The organism is Roseibium sp., from assembly GCF_965232425.1.
In the GTDB taxonomy this organism is placed as follows: domain Bacteria; phylum Pseudomonadota; class Alphaproteobacteria; order Rhizobiales; family Stappiaceae; genus Roseibium.
In genome coordinates, this window is sequence record NZ_OZ246971.1 from 1,776,271 (window position 1) to 1,791,839 (window position 15,569).

The window sequence follows — 15,569 nt, forward strand, 5'->3', positions numbered from 1 at the left end:
ACCCGCTTGTCACCCCGGTTCGAGCAGCGCGAGAGACCGGGGTCCAGTATTCCCTGTGTACGCGCTCTGCCACTCAATCGAACAGTTGAGTAATGGATCCCTGCCTGCGCAGGGACGACAAACTGAAAGGATCAGAGCGTCCCCGCCGAACTCAGTCCTCGCGGTTGTCGTCGTTGCCCAGATCCCGCGATACGCCGGGCGAATGAAGTAGCGTGCCGATGCGGTCGTCGTCATCGAAACGGGTGTCCAGCACGAAGCGCAGATCCGGCATGTATTTCATGGTCAGGCGCCGGGACACCTGGCCGCGCAGATACTTGGCACTGCGGTTGAGCGCCTTTTCGACCCGCTCCGCGTTCTTGCCGCCGAGCGGCATCACGAGACACGTCGCGAGCCTCAGGTCCGGCGTCATCCGGACTTCCGGGATGGTCACGATCGCGCCGTCCAGATCGGGGTCCGAAAATTCGCCGCGTGTAAAGATATCGGACAGTTCCTTGCGCACCGTCTCGCCGACCTTCAACTGGCGCTGCGACGGTCCACCGCTGTCCTGAGCATTCTGTCTAGCCATATGTGTTCCTGACCAGGGCCATCGTTGGCCCTGAAAGTGGCAGCGCCGACGCGATCCATCTGAATCCCGCCGGCGCTTCTGCCTGTATTTCCGTTCCGGCGGTTAGAGCGACCTTGCGATCTGCTCGACGCGGAAGCATTCGATGATGTCCCCGGGACGCATGTCCTGGTACTTGACGAAGTTCATGCCGCACTCCTGGCCGGACTCCACGGTCTTGACCTCGTCCTTGAAGCGCTTGAGCGTTCCGAGCTCGCCCTCGTGGATCACGACATCGTCGCGGATCAGGCGCACATTGGCACCGCGTTCCACGACCCCTTCCGTGACCAGACAGCCTGCGACCTTGCCGACTTTCGAGATGTGGAAGATCTCCTTGATCTCCGCATTTCCGAGGAACGTCTCGCGGCGTTCCGGCGAGAGCAGGCCGGACATGGCCGCCTTGATGTCGTCGACGAGATCGTAGATCACGTTGTAGTAGCGGATCTCGATACCGTCGCGAGACGCAGCTTCACGGGCCTGTTTGTTGGCACGCACGTTGAAGCCCAGGATCGGGGCGTTGGAGGCCGCCGCGAGCGTGATGTCGCTCTCGGTAATGCCGCCGACACCCGACAGCAGGATGCGTGCACCGACCTCGTCGGTTCCCAGCTCGTTCAGTGCATGCGCAATCGCTTCCGCAGAGCCCTGTACGTCCGCCTTCAGAACCAGCGGGAATTCCTTGCGGCCGGTTTCCTGCAAGCGATTCATCATCTGCTCGAGCGACCCGCGCGCACCGGATGCGACCACGGAGGCCTTTTCGCGAATCTGACGCTGACGATAGTCCGTGATCTCGCGGGCGCGCGCCTCGTTGTCGACGACCGCGACGAGATCGCCGGCTGCAGGCGTGCCCTGGAACCCGAGAACCTCGACCGGTTTGGCCGGCCCGGCTTCCTTCACCTGCTTGCCGTTTTCGTCGAGCATTGCACGGACACGGCCCCACTCGGACCCGGCGACCAGAATGTCGCCCGGCTTGAGCGTACCTTTCTGGACGAGGACGGTCGCGACCGGCCCGCGTCCGCGGTCGAGCTGCGCCTCGATGACGATGCCTTCCGCAGTCCGGTCCGGGTTGGCCTTGAGCTCGAGAACCTCGGCCTGCAGCAGGATCATTTCCAGCAGCTTGTCGAGATTGGTGCCGTTGAGCGCGGAGACTTCCACGTCGATGACATCACCGCCCATGGATTCGGTCACCAGTTCTTCGCTCAGAAGCTCCGTGCGAACCCGGTTCGGGTCGGCGCCCGGCTTATCGGTCTTGTTGATCGCGACGATGATCGGGGCATCGGCTGCCTTGGCGTGCGCGATTGCCTCTTTCGTCTGCGGCATGACGCCGTCATCCGCGGCGACAACCAGGATCACGATGTCCGTCGACTTGGCGCCGCGTGCCCGCATCTGCGAGAACGCCGCGTGGCCGGGCGTATCGATGAAGGTGATCTTCTGACCGTCCTGGTCGATCTGGTAGGCGCCGATATGCTGGGTGATCCCCCCGGCTTCACCGGACACCACCTTGGATTTGCGGATCGCATCCAGAAGGGAGGTCTTGCCGTGATCGACGTGACCCATGATCGTCACCACCGGCGGACGCGGCTGCATCGTTGCAGCGTCATCTTCCTTGGTGAACAGACCTTCTTCAACGTCGGCCTCGGAGACACGCTTCACGGTGTGTCCCATTTCCTCGGCAATCAGTTCCGCGGTGTCGGCATCGATTACGTCGTTGATCTTGAGCATCTGCCCCTGCTTCATAAGCAGCTTGATCACATCGACCGCACGCTCCGCCATACGGTTGGCGAGTTCCTGGATCGTGATCGCCTCAGGAAGCGTGACCTCGCGCGAAATCTTTTCACGCACGACCTGCTGCTGACCGCGCTTGGCCTTTTCCTGACGGCGGCGCATGGAGGCAAGCGACCGTGCCCGCTGTCCGTCATCCCCACCGGTTGCTGCGGAAATGGTCAACTTGGACCGGCGACGGTCTTCTCCGCTGCGCGGACGCGTCGTCGGTGCAGGCGCCTGTTTCGGACGCTTGACAGCGCGCAGACCCTTGCTCGCCCGGTCATCCTCGGCAGCCGGCTGCTGTTCCGTCTTGGCACGGGGCGCTGCGGGGGCAGCACGTCTTCCCATGTCGTCGAGATTGCGCGGTTTGCCGGCATTCGGCGCTGCAGGCCTGCGGGCGGGCTGCCTGCCGGCGTCGGCGGCAGCGGGCTGACGGTCCTGGGCAGGCGCAACGTCAGCGCCTGCGTCCTGTCCGGCAGCAGCCGTGCTCTCCGCGGCCTGTGCCTGTTCTTCCGCCTGGCGTGCCTCTTCGGCTTCGCGCTTGGCGCGCTCCTCGGCTTCAACCTTTGCACGCGCCTCTTCATCCGCCTGACGCTGAGCGGCTTCGGCGGCCATGCGCTTTTCGTCTTCGGCGCGCTGCTTGCGTTCCTCGACTTCCCGCTCCTTGGCCATCTGAAGCGCCGCGGCCCTTGCCGCTGCCTCTTCCTTGGTCAGGGTGCGCAGGACGTTGCCGTTGCCCTTCTGGCGTTGTCCGGATGCGGACCGGCGCGCCTGTTTCGCCGCTTGCGCGTCAGGCTGCTGCGGCTTGCGCGGAGCTTCCGCAGGACGCTCAAGGCGCTGCGTGGTCGGCGCCGGAGCCTCGGCCTTCGGTTCCTGCCCCGGGATGACAACACGGCGCTTCTTCTTCTCCACGACAACGGCCTTCGACCGGCCGTGCGAGAAGGACTGCCGAACAGTTCCCTGATCGCCACCGCCCCGCTTTAGGCCAAGCGTCTTGCCACGCTCAACGCTGATTGTCTTGTCGCCCGGATTTTTCGTATCGCTCATATTGCCTTCAGTCCTGCGCAACCGCCCTGCTATGCGTTGCTCTTTTCGTCACTTGCAGCGGAATAACCGCGAAAACGCTCCATGTCACGCACTCGTGCAAGAAAGTTTTCGCTCGCATGCCCCGCAAGCAGTGCAGCATGTATCACATTTGACCGGCCCAATGCCAAATCCAATTGGGTCGAATCGAACAAACGGACGATTTGGCACCCGTTTGCCAGTTCTTCGTTACCGGCTGCCACGGCCGCCAGTTTTCGCACACCGTCCCCGGCCGCGTCCGAGGCATGGATCAGCCCGACGACAGAATCCCGCCGCAGGGCCGCTTCAACTTTTGCGTAGCCGGTGACCAGTTCACCGGCCTTGCGCGTCAAGGAAAGCGCTTGAAGCGCCGACCTTTCGAGGAGCGCTCCGACGCGTTCCGCAAGGCCCGGTTCCACAAGGGCCTCACATTTGAACCCCCGGCCGAACACCTTCTTCCTGTTCTTTTCGGCAGCGGCAACACTTTCTTCCGTTGCCGTCACCCAGACGCCGCGTCCCGGCAGCGCCCGTTTCAGATCCGGCACCACCTGTCCATCGGGATCAAGCACGAACCGGATCAGCGAGCTTACGGGCCGAACCTCCCTGGTCACGGCACATTGCCGTTCGGTTGGTTCATTCTTCCTTGGCACGCCGCCACTCCTTCAGATCAACCGAAAGTCACCCCATCGCGGCAGGTGAGCTTTCGCTCGATCCATTTCCTTCAGCCGGCTACCGCCGTCCTCAGCCGTTCAGAATGGCGCCGGCAGGCACGTCCTGTTCGGCCACTTCCTCAATTGCCTCGACGTCTTCCTCGACCTCTTCGGCCTCGGCAGACATCGCCGCAAGCTCTTCTTCGGTGATCCAGCCGGCCGCGAGACGCGCCGCCATCACCATGTTCTCAGCTTCCGCGCGGGAAAGATCAAAACCGGTCAGCGCGCCATCGAAACGCTTGGTCTCGCCATCTTTCCGCTCGGTCCAGCCGACAAGGTCGTCAGCCGCACATCCGGCAAGATCTTCCATCGACTTGATGTCGTCCTTGCCCAGCGCAACAAGCATTGCGGTGGTCAGGCCGTCAATGGTCCGCAGATCGTCGGACACACCGAGTTCGAGGCGTTCCTCGTCAAGCTTGGCCTCCAGCTCGCCCAGGTAATCCCGGGCGCGCGCCTGGATTTCAACCGCGGTGTCGTCATCGAAGCCCTCGATCATGGAGATTTCCTCGAGCTCCACGTAGGCGACTTCCTCGACAGAAGTGAAACCTTCGGTCGCCAGCAGCTGGCCGACCATCTCGTCCACGTTGAGCGCCTCCATGAACAGCTGGGACCGTTCCATGAATTCCTTCTGGCGGCGATCCGATTCTTCCTGCTCGGTCATGATGTCGATGGCCCAGCCGGTCAGTTGTGACGCCAGGCGCACATTCTGACCACGGCGGCCGATCGCAAGTGACAGTTGGTCATCGGGAACGACAACTTCAATACGTTCCGCATCCTCGTCGAGAACAACCTTGGCAACTTCTGCCGGCTGCAACGCATTGACGATGAACGTTGCGGCTTCTTCATTCCACGGAATGATGTCGATCTTCTCGCCCTGGAGCTCGCCAACCACGGCCTGAACGCGGCTGCCGCGCATACCGACGCAGGCGCCGACCGGGTCGATGGAGGTGTCTTTCGAGATCACCGCGATCTTCGCACGCGAACCGGGATCCCGCGCGACCGACTTGATTTCAATCACGCCGTCGTAGATCTCGGGCACTTCCTGTGCAAACAGCTTGGCCATGAACTGCGGATGCGTCCTGGAAAGAAAGATCTGCGGACCGCGCTGTTCACGGCGCACGTCGTAGATGAAGGCGCGGATGCGGTCGCCGGTCCGGAAAATCTCGCGCGGGATCAGTTCGTCCCGACGCACGATGCCCTCACCGCGCCCGAGGTCGACGATCACGTTGCCGTATTCCGCCCGCTTGACGACGCCGTTGATCACTTCGCCGACGCGGTCCTTGTACTCTTCGTACTGACGGTCGCGCTCGGCCTCGCGCACCTTCTGCACAATCACCTGTTTCGCGGATTGCGCGGCAATGCGTCCGAAATCGAGCGGCGGCAGAGGTTCGGCGATGAAGTCGCCGAGGCTTGCTTCCGGGTTGCGCGCCTGGGCATCTTCAAGCGAAATTTCGGTGGAGACGTTCTCAACGACTTCGACGACCTGAAGCAGCCGCTGCAAGCGGATCTCGCCGGTCTTCGGATTGATCTCGGCACGGACTTCGGTTTCGGTGCCGTATCTGGAGCGGGCAGCCTTCTGAATTGCGTCTTCCATCGCATTGATCACGATCATCCGGTCAATGGATTTTTCCCGGGCGACCGCATCAGCAATTTGCAGCAGTTCCAGCCGGTTTGCGCTGATTGCCATATTCCACTCCTCTTGCGCCAGGTTCTCGTCCTGGTTTTTGGCGCGTGTCCTTTCGCCGCCGAGCCAAAGGCTCAGTTGGGCGCGTTGTCCTGTGTCAGGTCTTCTTCCTGGCTTCTTGCCGCGAGAGCAGCTTTTTCCGCCTGAAGAGCCGCGGTTATCAAATCATCCGTGAGAACGAGCTTGGCTTCGCCGATATTGTCCAGCGGCAACGACACCGTGTCGTTTTCGCCTGCCGGCATATCGGGAAGCCGCAATTTCGCATGTCCGTTGTCGGTCCCGAGCAGTGTTCCCCTGAACCGTTTGCGCCCCTCGAGCATCACGGTCATGTCCACCTTGAGCTCGTGGCCGGCCCAGCGGTCGAAATCGCCGGCGCGAACCAGAGGGCGGTCGATACCGGGCGACGACACTTCCAGATGGTAGGCCCGGTTGATCGGGTCCTCCACATCCAGTGCCGGAGAGACGGTGCGGCTGATCGTTTCACAATCTTCGACGGTCATCGTGCCGTCGGGGCGCTCGGCCATGATCTGCAGCGTGCAGCCGTTTGCAGCGCTGATCTTGGTGCGCACAAGACGATAGCCGAGATCCTCGATCACCGGCTCAACAATCGCGGCAACACGGGCATCAAGGCCCTGTTCCGTAACTATTCTTGGTTCGTGTGCGCTCACACTTGGCTCCTGCTAAACCGTTGCCGGTCTTTCATGTCGGATGCGCCCGATTGTCGGTCTACATTAAGGCTATCCTGCTTGGGTCGATTGCCTCCGGCCCGGCACCTAAACAAAAAAGAGCGGGTCCCCGTCGGGCCCACTCTCAAATGCTCTGATGAAGCCGTTTGAGGTGAAACACCGGCTGTATAACGCCAAAGGCAGTGCCAGCGCAAGTGTCCGATCTGAAATCGTCCAAAGAACTTGAATGCTGCAGACCGACTTGAGCGGTGACGGCATGCCGCCAAGCGCACTCAAATCCGGCGAAACGAAAGATACCGGCCCGTGCGGCCTTCGCGGATCGCCTTGGCCTCGTAGCGCGTGCCTGGCCAGCCTTGCCAGGGCGTTTTCCAGTCGGCCGCCGTTTCGGCCAGCCACTCGAATTGCGCATGGTCCCGGCAGTGGCGCAGCGTCCAATCGATATAGGTATCGATGTCACTGGCAAACCGGAACACGCTTCCCGGCTTAAGGACCCTGGCATAGCGGTCAAGATTCTGTTCGTTGATGAAGCGCCGTTTCCAATGCCGTTTCTTCGGCCAGGGGTCCGGGTAGAGCTGATAGGCCAGATCCAGCGATGCGTCGGGAAGCCAGTCGAGGACATTGACCGCATCGTCGTCGTAAAGGCGGATATTGTGGAGATCTTCCGAGACGATCGCGGCAACCGTTTTGGCCATGCTGCCGACAAACGGTTCGATGCCGATAAATCCGGTTTGCGGTTCGGTGCGGGCGCGGTGCAACAGGTGCTCACCGCCGCCGAACCCGACCTCCAGGCAGACGGTCGTCACATCCGCTTCGAACAAGTCGCCAAGCAAGCAGGGTGCGGGGACACTCAGGTCAAGCGCCAGGCGCGGCAGTTCGTTTTCCATGAGCGCTTCGCGGCGCGGGCTCAAAGGCTTGCCCTTGCGGCGGCCGAAGAAGGACCCTTCGTATCGATCAGACATGGTTTGCCGGTGCGGTCTTTACATGCGGCAGACCGCCGGTACAGGACCGGCGGTCTGAATTTTCAAAAGCCTGCGAACGGCGCGATGCTACCCGGCAAGCGGGCGCAAGGCGTCGACGAGATCCGTCTTTTCCCAGGTGAAGCCGCCGTCGGCGTCCGGCTGACGGCCGAAGTGACCATAAGCAGCGGTGCGTTCGTAGATCGGATTGTTCAGCTTCAGATGCTCGCGAATGCCGCGCGGGCTCAGGCCCATGACTTCGCGGAGCGTGGTTTCAAGCCTGGCTTCATCGCAGCGCCCGGTGCCGTGCAGATCGACATAGACCGAAAGCGGTTCGGAAACGCCGATCGCGTAGGACAGCTGGATCGTGCACCGGTCCGCGAGGTCCGCCGCCACCACGTTTTTCGCCAGATAGCGCGCAGCATATGCAGCAGACCGGTCAACCTTGGTCGGGTCCTTGCCGGAGAATGCCCCGCCACCATGCGGAGCAGCGCCGCCATAGGTATCGACGATGATCTTCCGGCCGGTCAGGCCTGCGTCACCATCCGGTCCGCCGATCACGAAAGCGCCGGTGGGATTTACGTGCCATTCGGTTTCACCGGTGATCCAGCCGTCGGGAAGAGCCGTGCGGATATAGGGGTCGACAATCCGGCGCACGTCCTCGGACGTCAGTGCCGGATCCAGGTGCTGTGTCGACAGAACGATCGATGTCGCCGCGACGGGCACGCCGTTCTCGTAGCGAACGGTCACCTGGCTTTTCGCATCCGGGCCCAGCGCCGGCTCCTTGCCGGACTTGCGGGCGTCGGCCAGGAGGCTGAGAATCTTGTGCGAGTAGAGTATGGGAGCCGGCATCAGTTCTTCGGTTTCGCGGCAGGCATACCCGAACATGATCCCCTGGTCGCCCGCGCCTTCGTCCTTGTTGCCGCCCGCATCAACGCCCTGGGCGATATGCGCCGACTGGCCGTGAAGATGAACGGCGACGTCGCAGTTCTCCCAATGGAAGCCATCCTGCTCGTAGCCGATGTCCTTGATGGCCATGCGCGCAAGATGCGCAATATACTCGTTGGTGATGCCTGCCGGGCCCCGCGTTTCGCCGGCAATCACGACACGATTCGTGGTGGCAAGCGTTTCGCACGCGACACGTGCTTCCGGCATTTCACGAAGATAGGCGTCGACGACAGCATCGGAGATTCGGTCGCAAACCTTGTCCGGATGTCCTTCCGAAACGGACTCGGACGTGAAAAGATAATTCTGACGTGCCATTGGCGATCGTCCTTCTGGGAATGAATATGAATGAAGCGGCGAATAATTTCGCCGCTTCGGGTGCATCAATCTTTGAAGTTTTTCGCCGCGTCAAGCGCGTTTTGAAAATTTGTTACTCGTCACCGGACAGTGAACGAACCAGATCGACGATCCGGCGCCTCACCTTCGGATCCTCGATCCGCACGAAAGCCTTGTTCAATGACAGACCTTCGGAAGAGGAGAGGAAGTCGACGACATAGGACGTCGGCTGTGTTTCGCCAAACCCTTCAGCCTCCTCCGGAGTGCCCGGAGCGTCCTCGAAAAAGAACGACACCGGCACCTTCAGGATCGTTGCAATATGCTGAAGGCGGCTGGCGCCGATCCGGTTTGTGCCCTTTTCGTATTTCTGAATTTGCTGAAAGGTGATGCCGAGGCTTTCACCCAGTTTTTCCTGACTCATTCCAAGCATCATCCGCCTCAGGCGAACACGGCTACCTACGTGTATGTCGATCGGATTTGGAGACTTTTTACTGGGCATGTACGTCGCTCTTTCTTCTTTTTGCGGCGAATGTCCGCTCATATCAGATCGTACAAGCTCTCCTGGGTCCTCCCACAAGACCGAAGAGACTGAAGCAAGCCCGCAACCCCTAGCTTGTACATGAATCAGCCTTCAATCGGCTGTTTCACGGTTGTATCACACTTCGATCACTCAACTCAAACAAAAATTATCAATTATAACGCGAGTGGCGGTTGTATTTTGTGAAAATTGCAAATCCGACAAGTGTTATTGAAATAATCAGTGCCGGTACATCGCCAAAAATCTCATAGATAGTTGTGCCCAATTGCTTTGGAAGACCGGCATCTACGATACCTCGTTCAAAAACTGTCAATTCATCGACAACGGCTCCATATCCATCTACGACAGCAGAAATGCCCGTATTTGCTGCCCTCACGAGCGGCAAACCCGTCTCGATCGAGCGCATGCGCGCCTGTGCGAAGTGCTGGTAGGGACCGGGCGTGCGCCCGAACCACGCGTCATTCGTCACGTTCAAGAGGAAAGACGGCTCATCGGGCGTTGCAGAGACAACGCCCGGAAAAATCGCTTCATAGCAAATCAGTGGTAGAAAACTGAAATCTTCGGTGGTGGAGAGCACACGCTGATGGTAGCCGGCCTCGAACCCCTCGATCGGCCCGGCAATATTCGTGAAACCGATATCTTCAAGCAGCGTCTTGAACGGAACGTATTCGCCAAAGGGAACCAGCCGGACCTTGTCGTAGATGCCTTTGACGGTGCCATCGCCACCCACGACGTAGACACTGTTGAAATACACGGGTCCGTTAGTTCCGGCTTCAATTCTCACCGCCCCGGTGACAAGCTCCGTGTTGTCTCCCAGCGCCTGTCCGATGCGGAACAGGGCGCCCGGTTCCTGCGTCAGAAGAAACGGTAGTGCCGATTCGGGCCAGACGACCAGCCTGGGCTGCCCGACGCGTGCAGCACCGCCCAGAGGAGCCTCCGTCATGTCGAGATAGGTCTGAAAAATCTCGTCCCTGAGTTCCGGCCGCCACTTGTCCTTCTGATCGATCGAGGGCTGCACGATCCTGACATCCAGGGAGGTGTATTCCACGTCCGCCGTCCAGGTCCGGACAAACCCGAAGGTTAGCGCAGCGACAAAGGCAACGGCTGCGAGCGACACGGCCCGCAGCCGCTGCCCTGCAGGCCTGGCGTCGGCAAGTACTGCAGGCGCGGCGCTGATCGCGACGACGAGAAAGGTCATTCCGTAGACACCGAAGAGGCTTGCGGTTTGCGCCAGGGCCAGGTTGCCGGAAACGCCATACCCGAACGCATTCCAGGGAAATCCGGTCAAGACATGCCCCCGCACCCAGTCCGAAAGCGTCAAACAGGCTGCAAGCAGCAAGATCCTGCGGAACTGGTCACTCCAGAGCAGAGCTGCAAGCGCGACACCCAGCGCGGTAAAAAACGCCAGACCGGCCGGCATTGCCAACACTGCGAACGGCAACAACCAGGCAAAACGATCGGCCTCGACAAGGAATGCGGCACCGATCCACCACAGGCCGGCGAGAAAGTACCCGAATCCGAACAGCCAGCCGAGAAAGAAACCTGTGCGAAAGCGCGCGCCGTTCTGCTGTCCGTCAACTTCCAAGGCGCCGTCCAGAAGCCATACGAAACACGGAAATGTCAGCAACAGAACCGGCGACCATCCGAACGGAGGGAGTGCGAGGGCGGTCAACGCTCCGCAAAGGATTGCGAGAAACCGGCGCTGCCATCCCCAGGCCAACAGAAACGTGTTTGGCAGAATAGTCAGTCGTTGTGTGAGCCAGTGCATCAGATCCGAATCCCCAGGTAAGGACTGGAGAGTCGTCGGCTGACAGCAGGCCGGTCAAGTCCAATTGTGAAGACTTGACCTAACCTTCCAGCGGTTCCTGCGGATCCGCCAGGGTGTCACCGGACCTTGCCTGACTGTTTTCAGGTTGTCCCGATACGGGTTTCTTGGTCCGTCGGCGCAACTCCTGTGGCCGGGTTTCGGCCCGTTTGCGGCGGATCTTGAGACGCTTGATCCGTCTCGGATCGGCATCCATGACTTCAAATTCGAAACCCGGCACTTCGTCCGGGACATACAAAAGTTCGCCGCGAACCGGCACGCGTCCGACCGACACGTAAAGAAGTCCACCGAGCGTATCGACGTCTTCGGAGATTTCGCCACCCGACAATTTTGTTCCGAGAACTTCGTCGAGGTCTTCCAGCGGCAACCGCGGATCCGCTATCCAGACCCCCTCACCCGCGGAGGCGAGCATGGCCTCTTCATCTTCATCGTGCTCGTCCTCGATGTCGCCGACAACCTCTTCAACCAGATCCTCGAGCGAAACGAGGCCGTCGGTTCCGCCATACTCGTCAATCACGACAGCCATCTGGATACGGCCGGCCTGCATCTTTGCCATGAGATCCGTTGCCGGCATGGATGGCGGCACGAAAAGCAGGTTCCGCAACAGATCCGTTTCCTTCAACGTGACCGAAAGATCCACGCTGGAGAGGTCCAGATCGGGTGTGTTGTGTCCCTTGCGGGCTGTTGCGGCGTGCAGGGTGTCATTTTTCTCGTCTGCGGTATCAGCATTTTCCACAGTGGTTGTATTTTCGCGTTTTGCACCTCGCTCCGCGATGAAGGCCATGAGATCCTTGATGTGGACCATGCCGCGCGGGTCGTCGAGCGTATCGTCGTAGACGGGCATGCGGGAATGACCGCTCTTCTGGAACAATTCCATCAAACGGCTCAGGCTGGTGTCCAGGTCAACCGCATCAATATCGGCACGCGGGATCATCACGTCATCCACACGCAACTCGCGCAGGCGCAGGATGTTGCCAAGGAGCAAACGTTCCTCTGGAGAAAAAGCCGTATCGCCGCTGCCGTCGCGCGCGAGTTCGTCTTCCAGATTTTCACGCAGGCTCGATGACTGACGCCCCAAGCGCAAGATGCGTTTGAGATTTTCGAGAAAGGCCGCAGTGCGCTGCGGCTTCGTCTGTTGCGGATCTTCTCCGTCGGAAGATTGCCCGGAATTCGCGGTCGTGGACTCGCCCTCCGGACTTTGCGGTTCAACTGCGCTCATCATTTATCAATACAAGAACTTTGTGCCCCATGATGCCACCTAATTGCCGTCGACCACAAGAGGACTGCCAGCGTAAGGATCATCAATGCCTAACGATGCAAGTATGGTTTTCTCAAGACCTTCCATCAACTCGGCCTCTTCATCTGTCTGATGATCATAGTTGAAAAGGTGTAGCAAACCATGAACAGTGAGATGGGAAAGATGATCGGAGAAATCAACTCCCATATCGCGCGCCTCGCGCTCTATCGTTTCGAAGCCGAAGACGATATCGCCCAGAAGCGGACCATAGACGTCATCGACCGGATCGCTTCCGGGAAAAGACAGAACGTTGGTCGGTTTGTCCTTGTCTCTCCATTGGCCGTTCAGTTTGCGGATGGCGTCATCGTCCGTGAACAGCAGCGACACCTCACTGTTGTCCGCGACCTGCAATTCGCCCGTCGACAAAGTTGCCCGAATTGCCGCATCGGCAACACGGACAAGATCCTTCTCACCCGGCCAGCTCCCGGCTTCCAGGTTGACGTCGATCACGAATCCGTCCGGGAGAGCAGAGGTCATTTGCTGCCGTTTCAGGACGTTGCCGCCTTGCGGGGACCTGCGGCAGGTTCCTCGCGCTGCCGCTCGGCATAACGCCGTTCACGTGCTTCGGATTCCTCACGTGACGCGTTGTCGTAGGCGGTCACGATCCGTCCGACGAGTTCGTGACGCACAACATCGGTCTCGTTGAAGCGAACATGGGCGACGGCCGGAATGTCGGTCAGCAGGCCCAGCGCTTCACGCAAACCGGACTTCTGCCCTGCGGGAAGATCGATCTGGCTCGGGTCGCCGGTGACGATCATCTTCGACCCCTCGCCGAGGCGGGTCAGAAACATCTTCATCTGCATCGACGTGGTGTTTTGCGCTTCGTCGAGGAGAACGACCGCGTTCGACAATGTCCGCCCGCGCATGAACGCCAGCGGCGCGACTTCGATCATCCCCGACTGGAGCCCGCGGTCCACCTTCTCCGCGGGCATCATTTCGTAAAGCGCATCGTAGATCGGTCGCAGGTAGGGATCGACCTTGTCCTTCATTTCGCCGGGCAGGAACCCGAGACGTTCGCCGGCTTCGACCGCGGGGCGGGACAGGATCAGGCGTGCGACGTCACCGCGCTCCAGCAGAGCGGCGGCATAGGCGACGGCCAGAAAGGTCTTGCCCGTACCGGCCGGACCGGTGCCGAAAATCAAGTCTGCCCGGTCCATCGAACGAATATAGGCGTCCTGTGTCGGCGTACGCGCGACGATCGTCTTGCGGCGCGTGGCGATCTGCGCAAAGGCCAGCCGGGACTTCGGCTCAAGGGTCGGCAAGGGCAACTGCGCTTCGGCAGCAGCAGCCATGCGCAGCGCGCCGTCCACGTCGCCCGGGTGAACTTCCTGTCCCTGCAACAGCCGCTGATACAGCGCTTCCAGCGCATTTCTTGCCTGCGAACACCCGGCCTGCGAGCCTTTCAGGGTCACCTGATTGCCCCTGGCAATGGCGTCGACCCCGAGCCGCTGCTCGATCAAGGCGAGGTTCTGGTCGAACTGGCCGAAGAGATCACCGATCAAACGGTTGTCTTCAAACGCAAGGACGACATGGGTTGCATCGGATGCCGAGGCAGCTGCTTGATCAGACTGTTTGCGTGAGGAAGAAGAACTCTCGCGCGTCAAATGACGTCTCCTTTAAGCCGTAGCGGCCGTGACCGTCTCTGCATTTTCACGACCATTGTGCCCGTCAATCAGTTGCCCGAACAGCGAATTAGAGCCGATCTTGACGATTTCCACCGCTTGTATGCTGCCGATGAGAGCTTCGGGCGCGTCCAGTTGCACCGGCTGCAGCCAGGGCGACTTGCCCACAAGCTGGCCCTCATTGCGGCCCGTTTTCTCCAGAAGAACGTCGCAGACCATTCCGAGCCTGGATTCGTTGAAGGCTTTCTGCTGGGCGCTCACCAGCGTCTGAAGCTCGGCAAGCCGTGCGGACTTGACCTCCTCCGGAACCTGGTTCTCCATCGTCGCGCCCGGGGTGCCCGGGCGCTGACTGTACTTGAAGGAGAATGCCGACCCGTATCCGACACGCCGGATCAGGTCCATGGTGTCCTCGAAATCCCGATCGGTCTCGTCCGGGAAGCCGACGATGAAGTCTCCCGACAGGGCAATCTCCGGAGACGCGTCGCGGATCCTGTCGATCAGGCGGAAATACTCGTCCCTGGTGTGACGGCGGTTCATGGATTTCAGGATCTTGTCGGATCCCGATTGCACCGGAAGATGCAGGTACGGCATCAGGCTCTTCAGGTCCCGGTGCGCCCCGATCAGGTCGTCATCCATGTCGCGCGGGTGGCTGGTGGTGTACCGGAGCCGGTCCAATCCGTCGATTTCCGAGAGCCGGCGCAAGAGACGGCCAAGACCCCAGCTCGCCCCGTTCGGTGCCTCGCCGTGATAGGCGTTGACATTCTGTCCCAGCAGCGTGACTTCGCGTACGCCCGCCGCGGCCATGCGCTTGGCCTCCGACACGATCTGCTCGACCGGGCGCGAAACCTCCGCTCCCCGGGTATAGGGCACCACACAGAAAGTGCAGAACTTGTCGCAACCTTCCTGAACCGTCAGGAAGGCCGACGGCGCACGTTGGAGTACCCGGGTTTGCGCGCGTTCGGACAGGTGGCCGAATTTCGCATCAATGTCGAATTCCGTTTCGACGACCTTCGCACCCTTCCGGGCCTTGTCCAGAAGACCGGGAAGCTGGTGATAGCTCTGCGGGCCAACCACCAGATCGACGATCGGAGCGCGCCGGGAAATCTCCTCGCCTTCCGCCTGTGCGACACAGCCGGCAACCCCGACCATCATGTCCTTGCCGGACTTTGCGCGCGCTTCCTTGACCTTTCGGATACGACCGAGTTCGGAATAGACCTTTTCGGCTGCCTTTTCGCGAATGTGGCAGGTGTTGAGGATTACCAGATCGGCATCCTCGAGCGTGGTGGTCGCCTCGTATCCCTCAGGGCCCAGCACATCGGTCATGCGCTCGCTGTCATAGACATTCATCTGGCAGCCATAGGTACGCACGAACACCTTGCGGGCGGCAGCGCCTGCAGATGGTCCGGCATCCTTGTCGGAAACGGCAGTTCCGGTCGTTTCCTGATCTTGTTCAGGGCGGCTTGTCATTCGCTTCTCGTTGCCTCGTTCACGCGGCAGATATGTCCAGGTGGTCTTTTGTCCGGGTCTGTTACCCAGCCGCGCGCCA

13 protein-coding genes are annotated in these 15,569 nt (G+C 60.5%); all 13 read right to left on the reverse strand.

Features of this window, described 5'->3' with window-relative positions:
• Positions 1 to 151: 151 nt before the first annotated feature.
• The gene (rbfA, locus tag ACO08A_RS08050) at positions 152 to 565 is read right to left on the reverse strand and encodes a 30S ribosome-binding factor RbfA (protein ID WP_422040617.1); all 414 of its coding nucleotides are present in this window, start codon (positions 563 to 565) and stop codon (positions 152 to 154) included.
• 102 nt (positions 566 to 667) lie between these two features.
• Complete coding sequence (gene infB, locus ACO08A_RS08055) at positions 668 to 3,409, reverse strand: translation initiation factor IF-2 (RefSeq protein WP_422040618.1); 2,742 nt, start codon at positions 3,407 to 3,409, stop codon at positions 668 to 670.
• Positions 3,410 to 3,438: 29 nt separating this feature from the next.
• The gene (locus tag ACO08A_RS08060; protein WP_422040619.1) at positions 3,439 to 4,074 is read right to left on the reverse strand and encodes an RNA-binding protein; all 636 of its coding nucleotides are present in this window, start codon (positions 4,072 to 4,074) and stop codon (positions 3,439 to 3,441) included.
• A 91-nt stretch (positions 4,075 to 4,165) separates the two neighbouring features.
• Positions 4,166 to 5,821 carry a transcription termination factor NusA gene (gene nusA, locus ACO08A_RS08065; RefSeq protein ID WP_422040620.1) on the reverse strand — a complete coding sequence of 552 codons (1,656 nt, stop codon included), beginning with the start codon at positions 5,819 to 5,821 and terminating at the stop codon, positions 4,166 to 4,168.
• A 71-nt stretch (positions 5,822 to 5,892) separates the two neighbouring features.
• Positions 5,893 to 6,486, reverse strand: coding sequence for a ribosome maturation factor RimP (rimP, locus tag ACO08A_RS08070; RefSeq protein WP_422040621.1), 594 nt, complete (start codon positions 6,484 to 6,486; stop codon positions 5,893 to 5,895).
• A gap of 290 nt (positions 6,487 to 6,776) precedes the next feature.
• Entirely contained in the window at positions 6,777 to 7,463 is a 687-nt protein-coding gene (gene trmB, locus ACO08A_RS08075) for a tRNA (guanine(46)-N(7))-methyltransferase TrmB (RefSeq protein ID WP_422040622.1), read from the reverse strand.
• An 87-nt stretch (positions 7,464 to 7,550) separates the two neighbouring features.
• Entirely contained in the window at positions 7,551 to 8,723 is a 1,173-nt protein-coding gene (metK, locus tag ACO08A_RS08080) for a methionine adenosyltransferase (RefSeq protein WP_422040623.1), read from the reverse strand.
• Between the two features lie 112 nt (positions 8,724 to 8,835).
• Positions 8,836 to 9,240 (reverse strand): helix-turn-helix domain-containing protein, encoded by a 405-nt coding sequence (locus ACO08A_RS08085; RefSeq protein ID WP_306142566.1) that lies wholly within the window; start codon positions 9,238 to 9,240, stop codon positions 8,836 to 8,838.
• A 190-nt stretch (positions 9,241 to 9,430) separates the two neighbouring features.
• Positions 9,431 to 11,047, reverse strand: coding sequence for an apolipoprotein N-acyltransferase (lnt, locus tag ACO08A_RS08090; protein ID WP_422040624.1), 1,617 nt, complete (start codon positions 11,045 to 11,047; stop codon positions 9,431 to 9,433).
• Positions 11,048 to 11,126: 79 nt separating this feature from the next.
• Positions 11,127 to 12,326, reverse strand: a complete 1,200-nt coding sequence (locus ACO08A_RS08095) for a hemolysin family protein (protein ID WP_422040625.1) — start codon at positions 12,324 to 12,326, stop codon at positions 11,127 to 11,129.
• Between the two features lie 36 nt (positions 12,327 to 12,362).
• Positions 12,363 to 12,878 (reverse strand): rRNA maturation RNase YbeY, encoded by a 516-nt coding sequence (gene ybeY / locus ACO08A_RS08100; RefSeq protein WP_422040626.1) that lies wholly within the window; start codon positions 12,876 to 12,878, stop codon positions 12,363 to 12,365.
• Between the two features lie 11 nt (positions 12,879 to 12,889).
• On the reverse strand, positions 12,890 to 14,005 hold the full coding sequence (locus tag ACO08A_RS08105) for a PhoH family protein (RefSeq protein ID WP_421980969.1): 1,116 nt from the start codon (positions 14,003 to 14,005) through the stop codon (positions 12,890 to 12,892).
• A 12-nt stretch (positions 14,006 to 14,017) separates the two neighbouring features.
• A complete protein-coding gene (gene miaB / locus ACO08A_RS08110) occupies positions 14,018 to 15,490 on the reverse strand; it encodes a tRNA (N6-isopentenyl adenosine(37)-C2)-methylthiotransferase MiaB (RefSeq protein ID WP_422040627.1) in 1,473 nt (490 codons plus the stop codon).
• Positions 15,491 to 15,569: the final 79 nt, after the last annotated feature.

What these genes read in the sequence shown, in the direction of transcription:
- rbfA (WP_422040617.1), bottom strand. Translation starts at nt 565, where the DNA reads ATGGCTAGACAGAATGCTCAGGACAGCGGTGGACCGTCGCAGCGCCAG.
- lnt (WP_422040624.1), bottom strand. Translation starts at nt 11,047, where the DNA reads ATGCACTGGCTCACACAACGACTGACTATTCTGCCAAACACGTTTCTG.
- infB (WP_422040618.1), bottom strand. Translation starts at nt 3,409, where the DNA reads ATGAGCGATACGAAAAATCCGGGCGACAAGACAATCAGCGTTGAGCGT.
- trmB (WP_422040622.1), bottom strand. Translation starts at nt 7,463, where the DNA reads ATGTCTGATCGATACGAAGGGTCCTTCTTCGGCCGCCGCAAGGGCAAG.
- miaB (WP_422040627.1), bottom strand. Translation starts at nt 15,490, where the DNA reads ATGACAAGCCGCCCTGAACAAGATCAGGAAACGACCGGAACTGCCGTT.
- metK (WP_422040623.1), bottom strand. Translation starts at nt 8,723, where the DNA reads ATGGCACGTCAGAATTATCTTTTCACGTCCGAGTCCGTTTCGGAAGGA.
- ybeY (WP_422040626.1), bottom strand. Translation starts at nt 12,878, where the DNA reads ATGACCTCTGCTCTCCCGGACGGATTCGTGATCGACGTCAACCTGGAA.
- ACO08A_RS08085 (WP_306142566.1), bottom strand. Translation starts at nt 9,240, where the DNA reads ATGCCCAGTAAAAAGTCTCCAAATCCGATCGACATACACGTAGGTAGC.
- ACO08A_RS08095 (WP_422040625.1), bottom strand. Translation starts at nt 12,326, where the DNA reads ATGATGAGCGCAGTTGAACCGCAAAGTCCGGAGGGCGAGTCCACGACC.
- nusA (WP_422040620.1), bottom strand. Translation starts at nt 5,821, where the DNA reads ATGGCAATCAGCGCAAACCGGCTGGAACTGCTGCAAATTGCTGATGCG.